At 58.4% G+C, this 16,435-nt stretch carries 15 protein-coding genes and 1 tRNA gene; 13 read left to right on the top strand and 3 right to left on the bottom strand.

From position 1 onward, the window contains the following. Positions 1-136 precede the first annotated feature (136 nt). The 8 genes from pcaD to ACRBB0_RS17595 all read left to right on the top strand — a co-directional run bounded on the left by pcaD (position 137) and on the right by ACRBB0_RS17595 (position 8,403). Positions 137-925, top strand: coding sequence for a 3-oxoadipate enol-lactonase (gene pcaD / locus ACRBB0_RS17560; RefSeq protein WP_431375751.1), 789 nt, complete (start codon positions 137-139; stop codon positions 923-925). Next, positions 926-1,639 carry an alpha/beta fold hydrolase gene (locus ACRBB0_RS17565; protein ID WP_431375752.1) on the top strand — a complete coding sequence of 238 codons (714 nt, stop codon included), beginning with the start codon at positions 926-928 and terminating at the stop codon, positions 1,637-1,639. A gap of 11 nt (positions 1,640-1,650) precedes the next feature. Then, positions 1,651-2,976: a class-II fumarase/aspartase family protein gene (locus ACRBB0_RS17570; RefSeq protein ID WP_431375753.1), complete on the top strand. Its 1,326-nt coding sequence runs from the start codon at positions 1,651-1,653 to the stop codon at positions 2,974-2,976. Positions 2,977-3,014: 38 nt separating this feature from the next. Next, positions 3,015-4,184, top strand: coding sequence for a TCR/Tet family MFS transporter (locus ACRBB0_RS17575; protein WP_431375818.1), 1,170 nt, complete (start codon positions 3,015-3,017; stop codon positions 4,182-4,184). Between the two features lie 77 nt (positions 4,185-4,261). Further along, complete coding sequence (locus tag ACRBB0_RS17580) at positions 4,262-5,338, top strand: zinc-binding dehydrogenase (RefSeq protein WP_431375754.1); 1,077 nt, start codon at positions 4,262-4,264, stop codon at positions 5,336-5,338. 11 nt (positions 5,339-5,349) lie between these two features. After that, complete coding sequence (locus tag ACRBB0_RS17585) at positions 5,350-6,594, top strand: mandelate racemase/muconate lactonizing enzyme family protein (RefSeq protein WP_431375755.1); 1,245 nt, start codon at positions 5,350-5,352, stop codon at positions 6,592-6,594. 47 nt (positions 6,595-6,641) lie between these two features. Beyond that, positions 6,642-6,989 carry a metalloregulator ArsR/SmtB family transcription factor gene (locus ACRBB0_RS17590; RefSeq protein ID WP_431375756.1) on the top strand — a complete coding sequence of 116 codons (348 nt, stop codon included), beginning with the start codon at positions 6,642-6,644 and terminating at the stop codon, positions 6,987-6,989. Next, a complete protein-coding gene (locus ACRBB0_RS17595; RefSeq protein ID WP_431375757.1) occupies positions 6,979-8,403 on the top strand; it encodes an amidase in 1,425 nt (474 codons plus the stop codon). The genes ACRBB0_RS17590 and ACRBB0_RS17595 overlap by 11 nt, the downstream gene beginning before the upstream one ends. A gap of 9 nt (positions 8,404-8,412) precedes the next feature. Here the strand turns inward: ACRBB0_RS17595 and ACRBB0_RS17600 are convergent, their stop codons facing one another. Next, positions 8,413-10,293, bottom strand: coding sequence for an acyl-CoA synthetase (locus tag ACRBB0_RS17600; protein ID WP_431375758.1), 1,881 nt, complete (start codon positions 10,291-10,293; stop codon positions 8,413-8,415). A gap of 148 nt (positions 10,294-10,441) precedes the next feature. On the opposite strand from ACRBB0_RS17600, the gene ACRBB0_RS17605 reads away from it, so the two are divergent. Both ACRBB0_RS17605 and ACRBB0_RS17610 read left to right on the top strand, forming a co-directional pair. Then, on the top strand, positions 10,442-10,744 hold the full coding sequence (locus ACRBB0_RS17605; protein WP_431375819.1) for a DUF1992 domain-containing protein: 303 nt from the start codon (positions 10,442-10,444) through the stop codon (positions 10,742-10,744). Positions 10,745-11,104: 360 nt separating this feature from the next. Next, positions 11,105-11,635, top strand: coding sequence for an IS5 family transposase (locus ACRBB0_RS17610; protein WP_431375759.1), 531 nt, complete (start codon positions 11,105-11,107; stop codon positions 11,633-11,635). Between the two features lie 313 nt (positions 11,636-11,948). Here the strand turns inward: ACRBB0_RS17610 and ACRBB0_RS17615 are convergent, their stop codons facing one another. Both ACRBB0_RS17615 and ACRBB0_RS17620 read right to left on the bottom strand, forming a co-directional pair. Next, positions 11,949-12,710: a YrbL family protein gene (locus ACRBB0_RS17615; protein ID WP_431375760.1), complete on the bottom strand. Its 762-nt coding sequence runs from the start codon at positions 12,708-12,710 to the stop codon at positions 11,949-11,951. A 723-nt stretch (positions 12,711-13,433) separates the two neighbouring features. Next, positions 13,434-14,060, bottom strand: a complete 627-nt coding sequence (locus ACRBB0_RS17620) for a flavodoxin family protein (protein WP_431375761.1) — start codon at positions 14,058-14,060, stop codon at positions 13,434-13,436. Positions 14,061-14,183: 123 nt separating this feature from the next. On the opposite strand from ACRBB0_RS17620, the gene ACRBB0_RS17625 reads away from it, so the two are divergent. From ACRBB0_RS17625 to ACRBB0_RS17635, 3 genes are all read left to right on the top strand, one after another. Then, positions 14,184-15,422 carry a class I SAM-dependent methyltransferase gene (locus ACRBB0_RS17625; RefSeq protein WP_431375762.1) on the top strand — a complete coding sequence of 413 codons (1,239 nt, stop codon included), beginning with the start codon at positions 14,184-14,186 and terminating at the stop codon, positions 15,420-15,422. Positions 15,423-15,426: 4 nt separating this feature from the next. Then, complete coding sequence (locus tag ACRBB0_RS17630) at positions 15,427-16,116, top strand: SOS response-associated peptidase (protein WP_431375763.1); 690 nt, start codon at positions 15,427-15,429, stop codon at positions 16,114-16,116. 43 nt (positions 16,117-16,159) lie between these two features. Continuing rightward, positions 16,160-16,233 (top strand) — tRNA-Gly (locus ACRBB0_RS17635). The last annotated feature ends 202 nt before the right edge of the window (positions 16,234-16,435 follow it).

A 16,435-nucleotide genomic window follows, 5' to 3' on the forward strand; every position in this document is an offset into this window, starting at 1 on the left:
TCATAGGCTCAAAGATGTGACAAGGCGGGGGCTTCCCCGCCTTTTGCGTTTGTGGCCCTGTTGCATCCTACGCCTCACACGCTAAACCTTGCTCAAGACTGCGCCCAGATCGGCGTGCTAAGAGGGAGGAAACACCATGCAAATTGCTAATCTGGACGGGCTGCGCCTGCACTACCACGTCGAAGGTCCCGAAAATGGCACGCCCGTGGTGTTCGCCAACTCTCTGGGCACTGATTTTCGGATGTGGGATCCGATCATGCCGTACTTGCCGGAAGGCTTGCGTATCTTGCGCTTTGACAAACGCGGCCATGGCCTTTCGGACACCCCCGAAGGGCGTTGGTCGATGGGCAATCTGGTGCGCGACATCGAACAACTCATGGATCTCAACGGCTTCAAGAACACCATCTTTGTTGGCCTGTCGATTGGCGGGCTGATTGCCCAAGGGCTTGCTGCCAAGCGGCCGGATCTGATGCGCGCGATGGTGTTGTCCAACACAGCAGCTAAAATCGGCACCCGCGACATGTGGGCCGAGCGGATCAAGATTATTGAAAACGGCGGGCTGGAAGCCGCAGTAGATGGCACAATGGAGCGCTGGTTTTCAGCCAAATTCCGCGACACCGAAGAGTTCCACGGCTGGCAAAACTTCCACCTGCGCACGCCTGCGCGCGGGTGGACGGGATGCGCGGACGCCATCGCCGGAACCGACTTTTTGTCCTCGACATCGGGCCTGCGTCTCCCAACCTTGGGCATTGCCGGGTCCGAAGATGGGGCCACTCCTCCTGATTTGGTTCGCGAAACAACCGCCCTTATTCCGGGGTCTGAATTTCACTTGATCAAGGGCGCGGGCCACCTGCCCTGTATCGAAGCGCCGCAAGAATATGCCGGACTGTTGACCAAGTTCTTTGCCGCGCAAGGTGTCTCCTAAGTGGCGCGTTTCTTGCTGATCCATGGATCATGCCACGGCGCATGGTGTTGGCGGGATGTGATCCCGGCGTTGAACGCGCTGGGGCACGAGGCGCAGGCGATTGACCTGCCCTCTCATGGCGATGATCCAACCCCGGCGACAGATGTCACGCTCGACCTCTACGCCAACGCAATCTTGGACGCGCTGGAGAACGAGACCATTGTGGTCGGTCATTCAATGGCGGGTTTTCCGATTTCGCGGGCGGCTGAGCTGGACCCGGCAAAATTCGCCCGTCTTGTCTATTTATGCGCATATGTTCCCTGGCCAGGTCTCGGACTGGCCGATCAGCGCCGCAAGGCCCCGTACCAACCTCTGGCCGAAGCATTTCGCGTGGCACCAGATCGGGTGACCATGGGGTTTGATCCTGACATGGCGCTGGAAAAATTCTATCACGATTGCCCACAATCTCTTGAATTTGCGCTCCAAAACCTGTGTCCCCAGCCAATCCTGCCCCAAGAAACCCCTGCTGAGCTGGGCACAAATTATGCTTCCGTTCCGCGCAGTTACATCACCTGTGACGATGATCGCGCCATTCCCCCAGAGTTTCAGCGAGAGATGGCGGCGGACATCGCGGCGGCGGATCGCCATAGCCTTCCCAGCTCTCATTCACCGTTCTTTTCGATGCCAAAGCAGCTTGCACAGCTGCTCGACCAAATCGCCCAACACACGCCCTGACCGGAGCCCCTATGCCCGCAACGCCCTTTGACAGCCTGCACCTAAGCGCCCTTTTCTCTGCCGGAGACACCACCCGCCTATTCTCGGACAGCGCCGAAATCAGGGCGATGATGCTCGTCCAGGGGTCACTGGCGTTGGCTCAGGGCGAAGCCGGCGTGATCCCACTGGACAGCGCCAAGGCCCTGCACCGCGCCAGTTTGGAACTGCAAATCGACCCGGTCGGATTGGCCGAATCCTGTGGGCAAAATGGGGTCACCATCCCCGGATTGGTCGCCGCCTTTCGCAAAAACCTCCAGGCCCCTGAACATGGGCAATACCTCCATTGGGGCGCGACCTCGCAGGACATCCAAGACACCGGTTTGATGCTACGGATGCGCAGCGCCTTTGGGCATATGGAAACCGCGCTCACTGCCATTCTGACAGATTTGGCAACCCTCGCCGAGACCCATGCCGACACGCCAATGGCCGCTCGAAGCTATGGGCAACACGCCACCCCCACCAGTTTTGGGGCCGTTGTTGCCAGCTGGGGCTGGCCGCTGCTTGATGCACTCAAAGGTCTCGATGATCTCAAACGCGACACCCTGCTTGTCTCGCTCTCCGGGGCGGCTGGCACCGCCTCTGTTCTGGGGCCTGACCCTGCGGCCCTGCGGGCAGCCTTGGCCGAAAAACTGGGGCTAAATGACCCGGCGCGCAGCTGGCATAGCGACCGAAGCCCGATCCTCAAACAGGTCCAGTGGATGGATCGCACCTGCACAGCTTTGGGCAAATTCGGCGAGGATCTGGTTTTGGCCACCCAGTCCGGGGTTGGTGAAGTCATCTTGGGGGGATCCGGCGGCTCCTCGACGATGCCGCAAAAACAAAACCCGGTTGGACCGTCGGTTTTGGTGGCTCTGGCGCGCCATGTTAACGGCTTGTCCTCGACACTCCACGGCGCGGGATTGCATCAAAACCAACGTGATGGTGCCGCTTGGTTCACCGAATGGCTGACCTTTCCGCAATTGGTTCAAAGCACGGCGGCGGCACTGGCGCATGGCCGAAAGCTGGCCCAAGGGCTGTCCCCAAACCAGCAGGCCATGCAAGATGCGCTCGACAAGACCGGCGGGTTAATCTTGGCCGAAGCGCTCAGCTTTGCCTTGGCGGCAAAAATGCCCCGCCCCGAGGCGCAGGCCGAGACCAAAGCCTTGTGTATGTCGGCGCGTGACACCGGCACGTCTTTGCGCGCGTTGGCCCAAACCGCACATCCTGATTTGGCCGACGCCCTGTTTGACACCGGCAAGCAAATGGGCAGTGCGCCCCAAGAAGCACGCAACTTTGCCCAAGCGGCCAAGACCCTGTGAAGCTTCCATTACCGGTCATCTTCGTCCTCTTGACGGTCATGATTGATACGATGGGCGTTGGCCTGATCATGCCCGTCATGCCCGATTTGATCAAAGAGGTCACCGGTGGAAACCTGGCCAATGCGGCGCTTTGGGGGGGGGTGTTGACGGCGGCCTTTGCGGCGATGCAATTCTTGTTTGCCCCCTTCTTGGGGAGCCTCTCCGACCGCTTTGGCCGTCGCCCTGTTCTGCTTCTCTCGCTCGCCATTATGGCGGTGGACTATGTCGTCATGGCCTTCGCCGGAACCATCTGGCTTTTGCTGATCGGGCGCATCATTGGCGGCATCACCGCCGCAACCCACGCCACAGCCTCCGCCACCATGGCTGACCTCTCCGAACCGGGCAAAGAATCCGAAGGCTTTGGACTCGTCGCCGCGGCTGTTGGGCTAGGCTTTATCGCCGGGCCGCTGATTGGCGGGGCCTTGGGCGAATTTGGGACACGGGCCCCCTTCTGGGCCGCAGCCGTGCTTGCAACCGCCAATTTGATCCTCGGCTGGGTTGTCCTGCGCGAAACCGTCACTGATGACATCCGTCGCCCGTTTGAATGGCGGCGCGCCAACCCATTTGGGTCATTCCATATCCTGTCAAAGCTACCGGGCATCGGCCGCAGATTGGTGAGCTTTTTCCTCTACCAGTTTAGTTTTGCTGTGTACCCGGCTGTTTGGGCCTATTTCGGCAAGGCGCAATTTGGCTGGAATTCTGGCATGATCGGCCTGTCTCTCGCGTTGTTCGGCGTGTCTATGGTTTTGGTTCAAGGGGTCTTGATCCGCTCAATATTGGCCCGTTTCGGAGATCACGGCACCGCCCTGCTCGGGCTGGTCTTTTCCGCCGTGGGCTTTGGGGCATTGTCGGTCATTTCATCCGGGACGATCGCGCTGATCCTAACCCCTTTGGCGGCGGTTGGCGCTGTGTTTTCGCCCGCGCTACAAGGCCTTATGTCCAACCAACTTGGCCCAGAGCGGCAAGGAGAGTTGCAAGGCATCCTTGGGTCCGCCTCGGCTGTTGCGATGGCCAGCGCCCCGTTGATGATGGGATGGATTTTCGCCCATTACGCAGCCCCGGATGCCAATTGGTATTTTCCCGGTGCTCCCTTTGTCGTCTCGTTGTTTTTGACGCTTCTGGCGACGGTGCTATTCCTCGCCCCAACGTCACAAAGCCAAAAGTCGTAAAAAGAGCTTTTGGTCGTTTTTTGGGCTTGCCCTGCCGCTGCGACGCCCACAGGCTGGACGTGTAAGAGGAGAGCCATATGACCAAAATCAAAGCCGCCGTGTGCACCGAATTTGGCGCACCCCTACAAATAGAAGAGCTTCACCTGCGCGCGCCCACCGGCGGTGAAGTTGAGGTGACGCTTGAGGCGGTGGCGATTTGCCATTCCGATATTTCCTATGCCGATGGGGGCTGGGGCGGTGATTTGCCTGCGGTTTACGGCCACGAAGCAGCGGGCCGCGTTACCAGTGTCGGTGACAGCGTGCGGTCGCTCAAACAAGGCGACCGGGTTGTGGTGACCTTGATCCGCGCCTGTGGCACCTGCCCCAATTGCGCCACCGGCAAACCAACGACCTGTGAAACACCTTCGGTCGGCTCTCCGATCACCCGCGCAGATGGCAGCGAAGTCGTTCAAGCGATGAATTGCGGGGCCTTTGCCGAAAAAGTCGTTGTAGATCAAAGCCAAGTCGTCGCCCTACCCGATGATATGCCCGCCGAAGCCGTGGCGCTTTTGGCCTGTGGTGTGATCACCGGCATCGGTGCCGTGGTCAACGCCGGGCGTTTGCAAGCCGGTGAGGACGTTGTCGTTATCGGAGCTGGCGGCGTTGGTCTCAACGCCATCCAAGGCGCACGTATTGCGGGCGCACGCCGCATCGTCGCGGTGGATATGAGCGAAGAGAAACTGGAAATCGCCAAGGAATTTGGCGCAACCCACGGCGTGTTGGCCACCGGCAAAGCCCCCTGGCGAGAGGCGTTCAAAGCCTTGGGCCGTGGCGCAGATATCGTTGCGGTCACCGTGGGCGCGATCCCGGCCTATGAAAGCGCGATGCGCTATTTGGGCTATGGCGGGCGCATGGTGATGGTCGGTATGCCCCATTCCGGCGCGATGGCACAATACGAACCCGTGGTGCCAGCCTTTATGAGCCAACACATGATCGGTTCCAAAATGGGCGATGTGGTGATTTCGCGCGACATCCCGTGGATGGCCGATCTCTATAAACAAGGTCGGCTCAAACTGGACGAACTCATTTCGGGCCGCTGGACCCTGGAACAAATCAACGAGGCCATTGCCGACACCAAAACCGGCGGGGCGCGCCGCAATGTGATTTTGTTCTAAAGGGGCGTATCATGAAGCTTCGTGATATCGACATCATCGTCACGGCACCGCCTGCCCCTGGTTGGGGGGGGCGCTATTGGATATTGGTCAAACTGACCACCGATGACGGAATCACCGGCTGGGGCGAATGCTATGCGTCGTCGGTCGGGCCGGATGCGATGCGCGCCGTGATCAGCGATGTGTTTCAGCGCTATTTCGAAGGCGAAAACCCCGAAAACATCGAACGCATGTTCCGCCGCACCTATAGCTCTGGCTTTACTCAGCGGCCCGATCTGACGGTGATGGGGGCGTTTTCGGGCCTCGAAATCGCCTGTTGGGATATTCTCGGCAAGGCGCGGGATCGCCCGGTTTGGGCCTTATTGGGCGGCATGATGAACGAACGCATCCGCGCCTACACCTATCTTTACCCCTTGCCGGAACATCCCCTGCCCGCGTTTTGGGGGAGTGCCGACATGGCGGCCGAGGCGGCTTTGGACTGTGTCAATCGCGGTTACACGGCAGTCAAGTTTGACCCCGCTGGCCCCTATACCATGCGCGGCGGCCATCAACCGGCCATGTCCGACATCAGCCAATCCGTTGCCTTTTGCAAAGCCATCCGCGAGGCGGTTGGTGACAAAGCTGATCTGCTTTTCGGCACCCATGGGCAGTTCACAACATCGGGTGCGATCCGGTTGGGACAGGCCATCGAGCCCTATAATCCGCTTTGGTACGAAGAACCCATTCCGCCCGATAATCTGTTGGAGTTTGAACAGGTTGCGCGCTCCGTCCGCATCCCTATTGCCACCGGAGAACGCTTAACAACCCGCGCTGAATTCTCGGCGCTGCTGCGTACTGGTGGGGCGAAAATCCTGCAACCCGCCCTGGGCCGCGCAGGTGGTATCTGGGAGGCACGCAAAATCGCCGTGCTCGCCGAAAGCTTTAACGCTGAAATGGCCCCGCATCTTTATGCCGGTCCGGTGGAATGGGCGGCGAACATCCATCTCGCAGTGTCGATCCCGAACCTGCTGATCGCCGAAACCATCGAAACTCCATTTCACGACGCATTGATCAAGGGATCACTCAAAGTTGAGGGCGGTTTTGTCACAGCGCCCCAAGCGCCCGGCCTTGGGATTGAGATCGACGAAGATCTGGCCCGCGCGCATCCCTACACCGGCGATGGGCTGCATTTGCAGATGCAAGATGCCCCTTGCGATTACGTCAATGGCAACCTCTTTGCGGGCGGCGCTCCGGTCATTGTGGCGGCCGATAAAACCTAAACTCGCAATTTAGGAAAAGCGCTGTTAATGTTTGCGGAAACACCGATATGGATTGCTATACCGTGAACCAAATGCCCAAACCTCCAGCCCCGCCTGAGGAAATGTCGACCAATGCCCGCCACGCCGCCGCGTTCCTTAAAACGCTGGCGCATGAAGGGCGGCTGATGATCCTGTGCCATCTCGGATCCGGTGAAAAGTCGGTTGGTGAACTCGAAGAGCTGCTGGAAATTCGGCAAGCCGCCGTAAGCCAAATGCTCGCGCGGTTGCGCGAAGAAGGTCTTGTGACCACGCGACGTGATGGAAAAACCATCTATTACCGTCTGGCCAATGACGACACCAGCCGGGTTATCGCCCTGCTGTATGACATGTTCTGCGCAGATTCAAATGCCTGCTAGGCCAGCGTTTTCCGGCCCTGAGCTATGCGCGCTGACAGCCTGTGACGCGGTTGATTTGCTGAAGGCGCGCGAGGTTCAGCCAAGCGATTTGGTTGAGGCAAGCCTTGCGCGGATCAGCCAAACCAGCCCGGCCATCAACGCCATGGTCACCCAATGCGCCGCACGGGCCCAATCGGCGACAAAAGCGGCCACGCCAAACCAAGACCTGGCCGGATTACCCATTGGTATCAAAGACCTATCTCCCGTTTCAGGTGTCCGAACAACCTTTGGCACCAAGGCACTGGCCGAGTTTGTTCCCGAGACGTCAGAACCGCTTGTCACCCGGCTCGAAACACGCGGAGCCATTGTGATAGGCAAGACCAACACCCCCGAGATGGGGGCCGGGGCGAACACATTTAACGCCGTCTTTGGCAAAACCCGCAACCCGTGGGACACACGATTGAATGCTGGCGGCTCATCTGGTGGGGCGGCGGCAGGCCTTGCCACAGGGGAAGTTTGGCTGAGCCAAGGGTCGGATTTGGGCGGGAGCCTTCGCACACCGGCGAGCTTTTGCGGCATCGTCGGCCTAAGGCCCTCGCCCGGTATTGCAGGCGGTGGTCCGGCTCTCCAAGGGTTTGACTTTTTGCCCGTGAATGGCCCGATGGCCCGCACCGTTGAAGACTGTGCTCTGATGCTTGATGCGATGGCTGGGTACGATCCGATCTGGCCCATTTCCTACCCAGCGCCGGTTAACAGTTACCTCAGGACCTGCCGCACAGAATCCGGACCAATCCGCATCGCCTATGCGCCAGATTTAGGCGGTTTGGCACCGGTGACCCCCCGTATGTCTCAGGTCTTGAACACCGCGCTGGCGCGGATCGCAAGCAAGGATCTAGACGTGATCGAGGCGGCTCCTCAAACAGAGACAGTTGAGCAATGCTTCCGCACCCTGCGGGCTTTTGGCTTCTGGACCAACGCGCGCAACACACCGGAACGGATCACCCAGCATTACAAGCCGACCCTGCAACAAAACATTTCCGAAGGTCGCGCTCTCCTGATGGATGATGTCGCCGAAGCCATGACGCAGCGCTCAGCGATATATCAGTCCATGCTCTTGTTTCTAAAGGATTACGACGTGTTGGCCTGCCCTGTGACCGGGATTGAGCCCTTGCCTGTTGAGATCGAATATCCAACCGACGTTAACGGCGAGCCGTGCAAAGATTACCTGGACTGGCTGCGTTTTGCGATGCTGGCGACGGTGTGTGGTTTGCCCGCCTTGTCCTTGCCCGTTGGCTTTACCGATACGGGAGTCCCTGTCGGTCTCCAGCTTATTGGCCGCCCCCGTGGTGAGGGCCGTTTGTTGCAGGTAGCTCGGGTTATGGAAAAGGCGCTGAACCTTGGCTCAGCGCCCATCGACCCTGTCATACGCCATTAGGGCGATGGTTTAAGCGGCCCATTCCCAAGGCCGCACAAACGCCCCCAGAACAACGCCAACCTGCGCGTCATCGGCCCCGTTTGCCTCGAGCTGAGCAACCAATCCGCGCTTTTTGTCGTCCAACACCGACACAACGCGCGCCGGGCAATCGGCCGCCTCAAGTGCCTCATTGTAGATCCGAGTGATCGCATGTCTGCGAAGGTCAGGCTTAAACACTTTTCCGACCGCAGTCTTGGGCAATTCATCCAATATGGTCAGATGCTTAGGATGGGCGGCCCGTTCGTGAACGTGCTTCTTGGCATGTTCCTTCAGCTCTTCAACCGTCACCTCGCCGCCGTCAACCAACTCAACAAAGGCGCAGGGCAATTCACCCGAATGCGCGTCTGGCTGACCAATCGCCCCGGCAAAAGCGACCGCAGGATGCGCCAATAGCGCTTCTTCGATTTCCGCCGGGTCGATATTGTGACCGCCTCGAATGATCAGATCTTTGGCGCGGCCCGTTATCCACAAGTATCCGTCTTCGTCCAATCGGCCCAAATCGCCGGTGCGCAGATAGCGGCCAAAGTGGAAAAGATCTTTGTTTTTATCGACTTCGGTATAGGTGCTTCCCGCATAAACGCCCGGGTTCGAGACGCAAATCTCACCAATCTCATCGGCCCCGCATGCGACCGGTTCTCCGTCCGCCAATTTTAGGATTTTCACGTCATTGTAGGGCAAAGGAATCCCCACAGAGCCAACTTTTTTGACACCTTCAGGCGGGTTAACCGACACCAGACATGTGGCTTCAGTCAGGCCATAGCCTTCGCAGATCGTCACGCCACAGGTTTTCTCAAACCGCTTAAAAAGCTCCATCGGCATCGGAGCAGAGCCCGAAAAGGCCGTCTTCACAGCGGAAATATCCGCATCCACCGGGCGCTGCATCAGGGCCGAGACCGCCGTTGGAACCGTGATGATAAAGCTGATTTTCCAGCGCTCACATAGCTTCCAAAAGTTATCAAACACCCCTTCACCACGATAGCCCTGCGGTGTTGGGAACACCACGTGAGAGCCGGAATGGATCGCCGCCATCAAGATCACATGAACCGCAAAAACATGGAAAAGTGGCAATGGACACATGATGTTATCGGTTTCATCGAAGAGCAGTGTCGCCCCAAGCCACCCGTTGTAATGCATGCCGGAATAGAGGTGCTGGGCGACCTTGGGCATGCCGGTTGTCCCACCTGTGTGGAAATAGGCGGCAATGCGGTCTTCTTTGGTATCTTCAAAATTCAGCGTTGTGTTGTGCTTGGCAATTTCTTTGGTGAAATTGAGAACGTCAACATGGGTATTGCCGTCATTCTTGGGGCGGATCAGCGGCACAATCCACGATTTTGGTGGGGTCAGATGCCGGTTGAGATCAATTTCAAGCACCGTGTGCACATGCGGTGCGTGACGCACAGCTTCGGCGACTTTCTGAGCCACATCCGTTTTGGGAAAGGCCTTGAGGGTGACAACAACTTTGGCGTCCACCTCGCGCAGGATCGAGCCGATTTGCTCGGGCTCAAGCAGCGGGTTGATTGGATTGACAATACCGGCCACCGCGCCGCCAAGAAGCGTATAAATCGTTTCTGTACAATTAGGTAGCACATAGGCCACCACATCATTCTCACCAATACCCAGCTTGCGCAGCATGTTGGCGGATTGTGTGACCTTGTCTTTCAACTCGCTCCAGCTAACGGTTTCCGCCTTATCTGTGGCACCGGACATCAGCTGATAACTGGTTGCGGGACGGTTTGGAAACTTCTCGGCCGTGCGGCAGATTTGACCGTAAAGACTTACAGGAATGTCCCGATCTTGCCATGCCACCTGCTGTTCAATTGCGTTACGATCGTCCATGCCTGTATAGGCCATGATGCCCTCCTCCCCTATTCTCGCTGGGGTGTATTGTTAGGAATAAAGGGGTGTGGCGCAAGGGTTTAAGACGTGGGGGCAGGCGGAGTTTGACGCAGCGTTTCGGGCCTTGATGACAAATCGCGGCGGGCGTGGCATGAAGAATGTCATGGACCATCCTTTGATCGATCTTATCAATGCCCGGATTCGCAAAGCGGAAGCTGAGGGCGATTTTGACAATCTGCAAGGCGCAGGTAAACCCCTGCCCTTGCACGATAATTCCGAGGACGCGGTGATGAACCGCATCCTGAAAGACAACGGGGCCGTGCCCGAATTTGTCTCACTCAGCCGGGAGCTGTCGCGGCTGCGCGAAGAGCTTTTGGAGACCGCAGATCGCACTGACCGCAAGCGATTGATCGCCGATATGTCCATGATCGAAGCCCGGATCGAGATCGCCCGCAAACGCGGTTAGCCGCCAATTGTTACCACAACGCACGCTACGGGTAACGAACCGCGCGACGACATTGCAACGGGGGAATCTGTACAAAACCTGTTGAGTTTGGGGGAGATTGCACAGGTTCAAATGGGGCCCCAGATCAAGGCTTGGGTCAATCTCACAGGCAATCTGTCCGATTCTCACCAAGTTTAGGAGAGATTGCCGCCCCCGCCCCACAAAGCCCCCAGACAATACCGCGAGAACGGCTCAAACCTGATCAAAATCTCTTTAGAAAGGTTACTTCTGCGCTTCGTGGGCCCGTTCGGAACTAAGGTCAGGATGCATTGATTTCCGTCGTGCTGCGTGATTCACGGCTTCGAAAAACGGAACCGTGACGTGTCTAACCTTTACTCGCTGAGCGACGCGCAACTTTCCAAGCTTGAGCCCTTTTTCCCGAAGTCCCATGGCAAGCCGCGTATAGACGACGGACGGGTATTGAGCGGCATTGTCATTATCAATCGCAATGGCTTGCGGTCGCGTGACGCGCCTGCCGAGTATGGCTCTCACAAGACGCTGTACAGCCGGTGGAAGCGGTGGAGCGAGACGGGCATCTTCGCCCGGATGCTGCTGGAACTGGCCAACCAAGACAGTAACCTGGACACGCTGATGATCGCGCAACCCACCTCAAGGCGCACCGCAAGGCCGCCAGCCTGGGGTAAAAAAGGGGGACGAGGCTGCCTGATTGGTCGGACCAAAGGCGGCATGAACTCTAAACTTCATGCTGTAACGGACACGGCGGGCCGCCCCCTGCGGATGTTCCTGACGGCTGGGCAACGCAGCGCTTACATCGGCGCACGCGCTCTGCTGAAAGGTCTGCCTGACGTAAAACACATTCTGGTGGATCGTGGCGATGATGCGGATTGGTAGCGCAAAGCCCTAGAAGACAAGGGGATTACCCCGTGCATCCCGTCTCGCAAGGGGCGTAAAGTTCCAATCCCGCACGACGAAGCCCGGCACAAAAAGCGACATATGATCAAGCACAGCTTTGCCCGCCTCAAGGACTGGCGCCGTGTGGCGACCCGTTGCGACAGGTGCCCGAAGGTTTTCCTGTCCGCATGCGCCTTGGCGGCCTTGGTCATATTCTGGTTATGAATCCTGCCCCTAGAGACCTCTGATCTGGCACCGATCAGATATGGGGCCGCGCACCATGAATTGCAGGCAATCAGGGAATTGCGGCCAATCAGGTCCGAAACTGACGCGCGACATGATCCCATTGCAAATCCCAACCCCGCGTTAAATCGCGACAGCCTTGCGCAATCCGTTTGCGTCGCACCCGCGAAAACCACCGGGCCATCGGAAACCGCCGGTAATCTCCAAACCCGTCGACCAGAACAAATTGATACTGGCCATTTCGACTGCAAAACACAAAGTTCCCGGCATTCAAATCTGACACCGGAATATCCCAGTCTTCGAGTTTGTGGATCAGCTCATTCAAGCGCTTGAGCCGCCCGCCGTTGACCTGACCAATGCGTAGGAAATGGCGCAGGGTCGGCGCGAGCTGAACCCCCTTGGGACCATAGAAGGCCTCAAAGACATCGGCAGGCCCCATATCCGTATCCACAACGCCAAAATACTTGGGGATGGGTGGATTGGGATCGGTTTTCAACCGCGCAGCGACCCTGTCCAGCAGATGTTTTTCGCGGCCAATATGACGGTTCATGGCAGCGGCACCATCCGTGCCATAGGGAATTTTCAACACGAAACGCCGGTCGCCCGGATGCGCAAAAATCAACCTCTGAGTGCCTTTTGCCAGATGTTGTTGGCCAGAGATTTTAAGAACTTGTGAAATTGTGATCCTCGTTGAACGACCGTTTGGTTTGGGGCTTGGGGTTAGGGCTTTGGCGCGTGTTGAACCAAAACGCCTGGCACGACCGCGACCCAGAATTTGGAACCGCAAATGATGCATCAAAAATAGATATTTCCAAGCAAGGGGTGCTGTCAAATCGCTTTGCAGGAATATGAGCCGATACAAATGGCCCCCCCCGCCCGGCGACCGGCAAGAGGGGCTAGCGACAGGGGCTGCAAAACCCAGCCCATACCAGTTACAACCAGACAGCATGACGACGCAGAGTATCTAGCAATATTTCGACATTGAACGTGTTGGTAACAAATAGGTTTTCGAGCCACGAACCAAGTTTTGCGTCAGGCGTTTGGAGCTGACACCGGTCATGAGACCGTTCATGAAAAGGACGTAGACGGCACTCACAAAGGCCGTGCCCTTGTGACCTTGTCGGCAGCCATGCGACGTCGAGATGCCATGGCATTATATCATGCAATTTTATCAGGCCATTACATCAGGTTGTGGTCGGTCACTTTGGGACTCTCATCCGAGTGTGCGCATAGTCATTTAGCTCTGGTACATCTAACCCTTCGCCGTCGAGGTGAAGAATTCGATCATACGATGGCGTTCCGTGACATCTCCAAGCGCTCAAGCTTGCTAAATCTAGGCGTGCCACCAATTTGCAAACAAAACACTCGGTCAACGGTTCCCGCAAAACGGCCATTCGACCCTGTGACATTCGTCTTCTAAATAGTCGGGCGGATATGACGTGTCCTCCGAGGACTGAAACTGGTGGTTGCTTGAATTGAGGGCCATGGCGGCTGTGGATACAGTCTTGGTTGGCAAATGGTCTAGAGTCAGCCTTTGCGGGGCGGTTGTGTGGTCTTATGGGCGGCCGCTTTGCCAGCGGGTGGCGGTTGCGGCCAAGCGGGTGCCGAAGTGGCGCGCAGTGGTTTGGTCATTTGGGGAAATCAGCTCGGATTTATCGCGTGAGGCGGTGGCCATAAGGCCGAGCCAACTGCCGTCGCGGTTCAGGCCGGGGGCGTCGGGGAAGACCGGGGCACCGATGCTGGTTTGACCGACCCAGATCATGCCCATTTGTGCCCCATAGATCGACAAGCGCATCAGCGCCGAGAGCTTGTCGCCGGAGGGGTGGGTTGCGACGGTAAAGCCCGCCGCGAGTTTGTCGCCCCAAGTGAGGTTGGGCCAACGCGAGGCGGCCTCTTCCAGGAAGATGTCAAACCGGGCGGCGGTGGAGCCCATATAGGTCGGGGCACCAAAGGCAATCAGGGTGGCGGCATCGAGCGCTTGCCAATCGTCGTTCCTCAGGTCCGTGACGTCGATCAGGCGGGATCGGACGGTATTGCTTTGGGTTTTGTCGGCGGGGGTTTTTTCGGCGGGGGTTTTGTCGGCGGGGGCGATGCCGGTTGCGATATGGCGGGCCAGTTCCGCGGTGTGGCCGGAGCCCGAGAAATAGGGCAGGCAGATTAGCGGCGTGTCGGATTGGGGCATGGGCGGTCTTTGCGGCTATGGACAGATGCTCGGCAATTGCGGCTCGGGGGGTGCGCTCGGGGGTTGCTTCTGGGGCACAGGTTGGGCGATTGTCGCGCCAGTCACAAGAGCGAAAGAGCCGCCATGGTCTCGGTTAAAGAGCAGTATGAAACCTACCCCTATCCCGAACGCGATCCGGCGGATGAGGCCAAGCGGCTGATCACCGGATCACCGTCACATCCGCTTGAAATGGATCATTATCTGTTTGGCGGTCAACGTGATTGGTCCAAGCCATTGCGGGTCTTGGTGGCGGGGGGCGGCACTGGGGATGGGTTGATCCAGCTGGCGCAGGTGATGACACACGCCGGGGCCCCCTATGACATCACCTATCTGGACCTGTCGGCGGCATCGCGTCAGGTGGCAGAGGCGCGGGCCAAGGCGCGGGGTCTGACCGGCATTCGGTTTGAAACCGGGAGCCTGTTGGATGGGCCAAACTATGGTGAGTTCGATTACATCGACAGCTGCGGGGTACTGCACCACCTGCCCGATCCCGCGCAAGGGTTTGCCGCGTTGCGGCGCGCGCTGGCCCCCGGTGGCGGGTTTGGGTTCATGGTCTATGCGCCCTATGGCCGGTCGGGAGTGTATCCGTTGCAAGAGGGGTTTGGTGCCTTGTTTGACGGGCTGGCCCCCGAGGCGAGACTGGCGGCGGCGCAAAAGATCGTGGCGGGGCTGCCGGACGGGCATCCGTTTCGATCCAATCCAAACCTGAGCGACCATCAGGCCAGCGATGCGGGGTTTTACGACCTGCTGCTACACGGCCAGGACCGGGCCTATGATGTGCCCGATTTATTGGCGGAACTGCGGGGGGCGGATTGGCGGTTGCAGAGTTTCTGCACTCCGCAGCTCTATGACTTGGCGCGGATTGCCCCCCGCCCTGAGGGGATGGAGGAGGCAACGGCGATGGCGATTGCCGAAAAGCTGACCGGGACCATTCGGGTGCATGTGGGCTATGCCGTCCCCGCCGAGGACGAGCGCCGGATTGCCAAGGCCAGCAACCGCAACTTGGTGCCACATTTGCGCGGAGTTCAGGCGCAGGCTTTGGCTCAGGCCGTGGCCAAGGGCAAAGCCGTGCCGGTGAGTTCGGACGGGGTGAGCACGCGGGTGACGCTTCCCAAAGCCGCCGCACCGCTGATTGCGGGGATCAATGGCAAACGCAGTCTGGCGCAGATCGCTCAGGCCTGCCGGATGGATACGCTGGGCTTTGGGATGGCTTGGACACCGGTGGAAAAGGCACTGTGTGGGTGGGGCTTGATGCTGTATTCTTCGCTGGGAACTTGGGCCGCACAACACAGCGGACAAAAATCCGGGCAACAAAAAGGATAGGGCTATGTGCGGGCGATTTGCCGTGACCCTGCCAAATGAGGCGATGGCGCAGCTGTTTAACGCCGCGCCTGCCAATGACTTGCCCGACGTGCCCAACTTCAACGTCTGTCCAACAACGCAGGTGCATGTCATCGAGCCAGCCGGACGTCAGGGCGAGCGGCGATTGCTGCGCCCGATGCGCTGGGGATTTATTCCGCATTGGTATGACAAACCAAATGGCGGGCCGCTGTTGATCAATGCCCGCGCCGAAACCATCGCTCAAAAACCCGCCTTCCGTGACGCCTGTCGGACGCGGCGTTGTTTGATCCCGTGCAGCGGATTTTATGAATGGACCAAAGACCCGGATGGCAATCGGCTGCCGTGGTATATCACCCGCACCGATGGCGCGGTGATGGTCTTTGCCGGGGTTTGGCAAGATTGGGGCGCGCCGGGCGATCAGATGCGGACCTGTGCCATGGTGACGATCGGTGCCAATGAGGCGATGCGCCAGATCCACCACCGGATGCCGGTTATTTTAGAGCCCGAAAGCTGGGGCAAATGGCTTGGGGAAGACGGGCATGGCGCGGCGCGGCTGATGATGCCATCGGATGAGGATGTTTTGCAGTTTCACCGCGTTGATACGGCGGTGAATTCCAATCGCGCCAGCGGGCCGCAATTGATCGAGGAAATTCAGACCGATTTTCCCGCAGGTTGAGTGTTGACGCCGCCCGACGGCTGGCCTAAACCCCAGTCCTACTGCGGGTATGGTGAAATGGTATCATAAGAGCCTTCCAAGCTTAAGGTGCGGGTTCGATTCCCGCTACCCGCTCCAAAATCTCTCAAATCACCAAAATCTCTTAAATTGCTGAAATTCATGACATCAGCTCATGATCGCCCTTTGCGGTGCCGCAAGCGCCTGAGACGCTTTGGCATTTGGACTGGCGAGACACAGCGGTGAGCCGGATGGTTTGGAGGAAATCGGAAAGCGGTTGCGCCGGGCCCTTGTGTCGAAGGTGACGGCCTGACGAATGCCA

This window comes from Pelagimonas sp., assembly GCF_050633425.1.
GTDB lineage: Bacteria > Pseudomonadota > Alphaproteobacteria > Rhodobacterales > Rhodobacteraceae > Pelagimonas.

What these genes read in the sequence shown, in the direction of transcription:
- pcaD (WP_431375751.1), top strand. Translation starts at nt 137, where the DNA reads ATGCAAATTGCTAATCTGGACGGGCTGCGCCTGCACTACCACGTCGAA.
- ACRBB0_RS17570 (WP_431375753.1), top strand. Translation starts at nt 1,651, where the DNA reads ATGCCCGCAACGCCCTTTGACAGCCTGCACCTAAGCGCCCTTTTCTCT.
- ACRBB0_RS17575 (WP_431375818.1), top strand. Translation starts at nt 3,015, where the DNA reads ATGATTGATACGATGGGCGTTGGCCTGATCATGCCCGTCATGCCCGAT.
- ACRBB0_RS17580 (WP_431375754.1), top strand. Translation starts at nt 4,262, where the DNA reads ATGACCAAAATCAAAGCCGCCGTGTGCACCGAATTTGGCGCACCCCTA.
- ACRBB0_RS17585 (WP_431375755.1), top strand. Translation starts at nt 5,350, where the DNA reads ATGAAGCTTCGTGATATCGACATCATCGTCACGGCACCGCCTGCCCCT.
- ACRBB0_RS17590 (WP_431375756.1), top strand. Translation starts at nt 6,642, where the DNA reads ATGGATTGCTATACCGTGAACCAAATGCCCAAACCTCCAGCCCCGCCT.
- ACRBB0_RS17595 (WP_431375757.1), top strand. Translation starts at nt 6,979, where the DNA reads ATGCCTGCTAGGCCAGCGTTTTCCGGCCCTGAGCTATGCGCGCTGACA.
- ACRBB0_RS17600 (WP_431375758.1), bottom strand. Translation starts at nt 10,293, where the DNA reads ATGGCCTATACAGGCATGGACGATCGTAACGCAATTGAACAGCAGGTG.
- ACRBB0_RS17605 (WP_431375819.1), top strand. Translation starts at nt 10,442, where the DNA reads ATGGACCATCCTTTGATCGATCTTATCAATGCCCGGATTCGCAAAGCG.
- ACRBB0_RS17620 (WP_431375761.1), bottom strand. Translation starts at nt 14,060, where the DNA reads ATGCCCCAATCCGACACGCCGCTAATCTGCCTGCCCTATTTCTCGGGC.
- ACRBB0_RS17625 (WP_431375762.1), top strand. Translation starts at nt 14,184, where the DNA reads ATGGTCTCGGTTAAAGAGCAGTATGAAACCTACCCCTATCCCGAACGC.
- ACRBB0_RS17630 (WP_431375763.1), top strand. Translation starts at nt 15,427, where the DNA reads ATGTGCGGGCGATTTGCCGTGACCCTGCCAAATGAGGCGATGGCGCAG.